2 protein-coding genes are annotated in these 1,676 nt (G+C 51.7%); both read right to left on the reverse strand.

The window, feature by feature from the left end:
* Positions 1 to 101: 101 nt before the first annotated feature.
* Positions 102 to 326 carry a hypothetical protein gene (locus RUMCAL_RS02310; protein ID WP_021680846.1) on the reverse strand — a complete coding sequence of 75 codons (225 nt, stop codon included), beginning with the start codon at positions 324 to 326 and terminating at the stop codon, positions 102 to 104.
* A 1-nt stretch (position 327) separates the two neighbouring features.
* Complete coding sequence (locus RUMCAL_RS02315) at positions 328 to 1,587, reverse strand: DUF7309 domain-containing protein (RefSeq protein WP_021680847.1); 1,260 nt, start codon at positions 1,585 to 1,587, stop codon at positions 328 to 330.
* Positions 1,588 to 1,676: the final 89 nt, after the last annotated feature.

A 1,676-nucleotide genomic window follows, 5' to 3' on the forward strand; every position in this document is an offset into this window, starting at 1 on the left:
ACGCTCTTTGTGCGGTATTGCCTAAAGGCAACACCGCATAAAGCAAAAAGGGCGAACCGATACGATTTCGGTTCGCCCTTGGTGTAGTGTTGTCTTTCTGATTACGAATCCTGTTCCGAGATGACTTTTTGCAGCGTGCCGTCTGTATACGTAACGCTGTCACCCTCGAAAATGTCCAGTGTGTAAAGTGCGGCATCGGAATAGGAAATGGTTTTCCGGCTGCCGTCCGCCGCTTCCAGCACTACCTCTGCGGTAGGCTCTGCATGCTCCTCACAGCCATAGTCGCTCTCGTAAATGTGCAGGACGCGGTAAATGGTCTGGTTCATATTACTGCAGTTCCTCCATGACTTTCTCCAGCTTTTTCATCAGATCCTCCGGAATGTCCGACACCATGAGCCAGCGGATCACGTCCAGCGGAGCATCGTCCTTGATCTCCTCCACAGTCATGTCTTTCAGATGCTCTACAAATGCGGCGATCATTTTTTCCGACTCGGCATCGTCTGCCTGTTTTTCTGCTTCCATATCCTCCAGAAAAGATGCCTTCGCCTCGTCCAGCATGGCAAAACGGGTGGTCTTCAGCAGGAGAATGCCGCATTTGTGACACAGCTCCGAGAGGATCGCTTCGGTTCGCTCGTCGCAGACGGCAATGCTCTTGGGGCAGCGACCATAGTCGATAATTGCCTGTACGAAGCTGTCCAGTGCCTTTTGGAGAATATCTGCGTTGTACTGTAGTGGCTGCTGGGGCAGAAGCTGCTCCCGCTTGGTGTCCAGAATCATCAGCAGGAACGGGAAAAACGGTGCACCCTCTTTGGCGAGCACAGGACTTGAAAATGGAAACAGCTGGCATTCCCACTTGCCGCCGCCCTTTTTCATGCGGCGGATCTTCTGCTGCATGGCATCGCTCAGCAAAGGTTCCGTCAAAGAAGATACGGTTCGTTCCGGCGGCATCATGGTGCTCCATGTCTTACCGTCATACAGCGGCAGTGTGTCGATGCAGGAACTGATGCCCAGTTCAGCCGGTGTTTTTCCCTGTCCCAGCTGCTTATGGAGATCCAGTGCTGCACGAAGCCCCAGTTCCAGTATGTCTGCCTGTTCTTTGGTTTCCAGAAACCATGAGCAGTGGTAGGGCTCGGAGTTCCGCAGGCAGAAGTAGGCGTTTTTGCCGCGGAATGCGATGTTGTTTTCTCTGGCGTAGTGCCGCAGGCTTTGCACTTCCGTTTCTGTCAGTCCGTCTTTGCGGCAGAATACTACCTGTACACAGGATTGGGACATCATCTGTTCCAGGCGAGCTTCTTCCGTTTCTACCGGTTCGCTGTAGAAATTGCAGATGCTGTTCCAGCCGGCATCACCAAAATAAATGGACAGGGAAATAAAATCCCCCTCATTTCCGGTCAGAATGCAGCAGCCGGTTTGTCCGTCGGGCATCTGGATCGCAAACGGCTCGGAATCCCGTATGGATTTCCACAGTTTTGTCTGCTTAAAGGCAAAGATAAGGGGATAGAGTTTTTCCATGTAAGCGAGCATTTCCGAAGACGGACTCGGCAGAAGCGGTTCTTCCGGCTCGAGATTTACTTGATTTTGATTCATATGGGACATGACCTCTTTTCATTTTATACAGTGTTTCCCTGATTCGGCGTTTCCCTTAGGCAATACCGCACAAAGATTGTGCGACAGAT

It is taken from the genome of Ruminococcus callidus ATCC 27760, assembly GCF_000468015.1.
GTDB lineage: Bacteria > Bacillota > Clostridia > Oscillospirales > Ruminococcaceae > Ruminococcus_C > Ruminococcus_C callidus.